Source organism: Arenimonas sp. (genome assembly GCF_022842045.1).
Taxonomy (GTDB): domain Bacteria; phylum Pseudomonadota; class Gammaproteobacteria; order Xanthomonadales; family Xanthomonadaceae; genus Arenimonas.
In genome coordinates this window covers 1-3,415 of the sequence record NZ_JALHQI010000121.1, presented here as the reverse complement: position 1 = coordinate 3,415, position 3,415 = coordinate 1, and the positions used below count along the sequence as shown (strand labels likewise).

Sequence of the window (3,415 nt, the reverse complement as noted above, 5' to 3'; positions counted from 1 at the left end):
GCGACGGCGGCGGGGGACGGGGCAGGCGCCGGCGCGGGCTTGGCAGGCGCGGGCGCGCCGGCCGCCGCGGTGGGCTCGATCAGCGCCACCACGGAGCCCTCGGACAGCTCGTCACCGACCTTGACCTTGAGTTCGCGCACGATGCCGTCGAACGGCGCCGGCACCTCCATGGTCGCCTTGTCCGATTCCAGCGTGACCAGGCCCTGGTCCTTCTTCACCGCGTCGCCGGGCTGCACCAGCAGCTCGATCACGGGCACATCCTTGTCGTCGCCGATATCCGGCACCCGCGCTTCCTTCAGCTCGGCCATGGTCCACCTGGGTTCCGCGAATTGAGTCCGCGCCCATTGTCCCCCGTTCGCCGACGACGGCCAAGCGCCGGACAAAAAGAACCCCCGGGGGAGCGGGGGCCTTGGCTTGGCGCAAACACGCCGGCGACGCGTGCTGTTCGCCGCCGGGCGAGGCCGTTGCCGGCCTGAGCGCAATGTCACTCTTGGAGAGAGTCGATCCAGTCTGGCCGCCACCGCGGCGACGATGCGCGTGCGAATGGTGACAGTGACCGAAGGCATGGACTCCTCCCGGTGGCCGAAGTTCCCCGCCGCCTGAATCGTTCACGCGCCTTGAACGCCGGCCTCACCGGGAGTTGAATCGGCGCCCGGGAGTATCGCCGGGCCGGAACGACCGGTCCCCCCGATAACCCCGCAAGGAGCCACCCATGTCCCGCATTGCCTTGATCGCCCTCGCCCTCGGTGGCGCGCTCGCCGCCACCGGCGCCAACGCCCAGTCCTTCACCGCCACCCTGGGCTACCAGAACACCGACCCGAAGTCCGACAACGGCACGCTCGCCGGCGCCCGCGCCAGCGTCAACGACGACTGGAGCCTCACCGGCAGCTTCGCCTACGGCTTCAACGACAACTTCTCGGTCGAGCTGTGGAGCGGCCTGACCGCGTTCGAGCACGAAGTCTCGCTGGCCGGCCTCGGCACCGTCGCCACCGTCGAGCACCGCCCGACCACGCTGAGCCTGAACTACCACTTCAACACCGACGGCCAGTTCCGTCCGTTCATCGGCGCCGGCTACGGCATCGTCAACGTCTCGGGCGAGCAGACCCGCGGCGCCCTGGCGGGCCTGGGCATTGACGGCGACAACGCCAACGGCCTGAGCCTGACCGTGGGCGCGGACGTGTACTTCAACGACAACTTCTTCCTGCGCGCGGACGTCCGCAAGCTCGACTTCGACACCGAAGTGACCGTCGAGACCCTGGGCAACGTCGGCACCGCCGAGGTCGACCCGCTGGTCTACGGCATCAGTGCCGGCTTCCGCTTCTGATCCCATCGTGAAAACCCCCGGGGCGGCCCCACCGCCCGCCCCGGGGACCCGGCACGTCAGCCCTCGCGCTGCGTGCGCTGCGCCCGATGTTCGGCGCGCATCTTCTGGCGGTGGGCCTTGAGTTCGTCGGCGCTGATCTCGCCGTTGGCGTTGGCATCGATCACCGCGAAGTTCTCCGCCAGGCGCGGCGCCTTGTCGCCCAGCTCGGCGCGACTGATGGCACCGTTGCCGTCGTCATCCATGCCCTTGAACAGACCACGCTGGTAGGCGTGCATCGCCCGCATGCGCTGGTGCCGCTTGCCCTGCGCGGCGTGTCGGCGGGCGTCCGCCAGCTCGCTGCGCTCCAGCTCGCCGTCGCGGTTGGCGTCGATGCGGTCGAAGTTGCGCGCCAGTCGATCACCGAAGGCCTGGGCTTCGATCCTGTCGAGACGGCCGTCGCGATCCTTGTCGGCCTCGGCGAAGCGGGCTTCGGCCTTGGCCTGCCACTCGGCGCGACGCGCCTCGCGGTCGGCGCCGCCATCCTGCGCGAAGGCCAGGCCGCTGGCCAGGACCAGGGCGGTGCAAATCAGGGGCTTGAACATGTCGGTCTCCATCGGGGCGGTCCATTCCGCCCATGCCCCACAAAACGTGGCAGCCCGGCCGGCGTTGACCGCAGGCGCGCGCCGCCGTGCCTTCGTTCATGCTTGCGGGACCGGCGCTTGCCGCCGCCACGTCGCTGCGGCATCGTTCCACCGCCCCCTGGAGGAACGCCGATGAAGACGCGACTGCTCGCCCTGGCCCTGCTGATCCCGCTGGCCGCCTGCCGCCAGGAGGCGCCCGCGCCCGCCGCCGAGGCCCCGCCACCGCCGCCGATGGCACCCGTCGAGGCGCCCGCGCCGCAAGCGACCGACACGGTGCCGATGGTGCCGCGCGCCTTCCTCTGCCGCGGCAACGAACCCTTCTGGTCGCTGGACATCACCGCCGACCGTGCGCTGCTCAAGACCCCGGACGCCGAGACGGAACTGCAGGGCGAACTGGTCGCCGCCGACGGCGGCAGCTTCCGCTTCACCGGCGCGCCCGAAGGCAGCCCGGCGGAGTCGGTGGCCGCGCTGGTCACGCCCGGCCAGTGCTTCGACACCATGGCCGATGGCCCCGCGTTTCCCTTCCACGCCCAGGCCAGCTTCGGCGGCGGCGAGCCGGTGAACGGCTGCTGCAGCGCCGAGATCGGCCTGGACCTTGGCGCTGCGCCAGTGTTCGACGCGGCCGGCAAGCCCGATACCGACTGGACCCGCCGACTCGCCGACCTGGATGAAGCCATCGGCCGCTGCGTGCAGGACGCCGGCGTGGTCACGGTCGCCGTCACCACCGCCTGGCCGATGAACCAGGGCAAGGCCGGCGTGCGCCTGCGCGACCAGGGCGACGCGCGCTTCGACTGCATCGTCGACCTGGGCAGCGGCAAGATCGACAACGTCGCTGCCGTCGCCGTGGACGACGTGATGCCCAACGAAGGCCAACCGCTCTGGCTGCCGGCCGGCAACGGCCCGCCGATCCTCGACTGCGGCCGGGTCGAACGGGTGATGCTGGGCGGCGACGCCGTGGTGGGCTACCTGCACTACACCGACGGTTGCGGCTGAGCCGGCCGCCGTCGATCCCCCGGACGGGCCGCGCATGCGGCCCGTTCCTTTTCGGGGCGCCGCGAGCCAAGCCCAGGGCTGGCGCCTCCCGGGCCGTCGGATTTCGCCCGCAAGGGGCGTAAAGTCTGAAATCACCCGCAAGGTGTCGTTTTCGCCACTGCCGGCGGTGGCCGGCCGGGCGGACGCTATGCCTACCCCGGGCACCGCCCGATTCGCACGGAGCCACCCATGAAACGCCTGCTGCTGGCCGCTCTGCTTTCCCTTTCCGGCCTGGCCCCCGCCAGCGCCGCCCCACCCGCCGACGACGCCATCTTCGTCGAAGGCAGCCGCTACAACGCGGTCCTCAGCGCCAGCCGCGGCGACTGGCGCCTGCTGCCGCTCACCGGCTCCGAGGTGCGCCTGCGCCTGGCCGAGGCCTGCCGCGCTGGCCCCGCCCCGCCGCCCGGGCTGTGGCTGCTGAGCCAGGACGCGGCCGGCC

General features: G+C 71.7%; 5 protein-coding genes. 3 read left to right on the top strand and 2 right to left on the bottom strand.

Going from position 1 to position 3,415, the window contains the following annotated elements; genetic code table 11:
* Nucleotides 1-308, bottom strand: a 308-nt coding sequence (locus tag Q0C12_RS14785) for a biotin/lipoyl-containing protein (protein WP_290891543.1), incomplete at its 3' end; no start/stop codon positions are given.
* 404 nt (nucleotides 309-712) lie between these two features.
* On the opposite strand from Q0C12_RS14785, the gene Q0C12_RS14780 reads away from it, so the two are divergent.
* A complete protein-coding gene (locus Q0C12_RS14780; protein ID WP_290891541.1) occupies nucleotides 713-1,324 on the top strand; it encodes an OmpW family outer membrane protein in 612 nt (203 codons plus the stop codon).
* A gap of 56 nt (nucleotides 1,325-1,380) precedes the next feature.
* Here the strand turns inward: Q0C12_RS14780 and Q0C12_RS14775 are convergent, their stop codons facing one another.
* Nucleotides 1,381-1,905, bottom strand: coding sequence for a hypothetical protein (locus tag Q0C12_RS14775; protein ID WP_290891539.1), 525 nt, complete (start codon nucleotides 1,903-1,905; stop codon nucleotides 1,381-1,383).
* A gap of 171 nt (nucleotides 1,906-2,076) precedes the next feature.
* On the opposite strand from Q0C12_RS14775, the gene Q0C12_RS14770 reads away from it, so the two are divergent.
* Nucleotides 2,077-2,937: a hypothetical protein gene (locus Q0C12_RS14770; protein WP_290891537.1), complete on the top strand. Its 861-nt coding sequence runs from the start codon at nucleotides 2,077-2,079 to the stop codon at nucleotides 2,935-2,937.
* A 228-nt stretch (nucleotides 2,938-3,165) separates the two neighbouring features.
* A partial coding sequence (locus Q0C12_RS14765; RefSeq protein ID WP_290891535.1) for a hypothetical protein occupies nucleotides 3,166-3,415 on the top strand: 250 nt, incomplete at its 3' end.

Excerpts from the sequence above, each read along its gene's own strand:
- Q0C12_RS14775 (WP_290891539.1), bottom strand. The coding sequence starts at position 1,905 with ATGTTCAAGCCCCTGATTTGCACCGCCCTGGTCCTGGCCAGCGGCCTG.
- Q0C12_RS14780 (WP_290891541.1), top strand. The coding sequence starts at position 713 with ATGTCCCGCATTGCCTTGATCGCCCTCGCCCTCGGTGGCGCGCTCGCC.
- Q0C12_RS14770 (WP_290891537.1), top strand. The coding sequence starts at position 2,077 with ATGAAGACGCGACTGCTCGCCCTGGCCCTGCTGATCCCGCTGGCCGCC.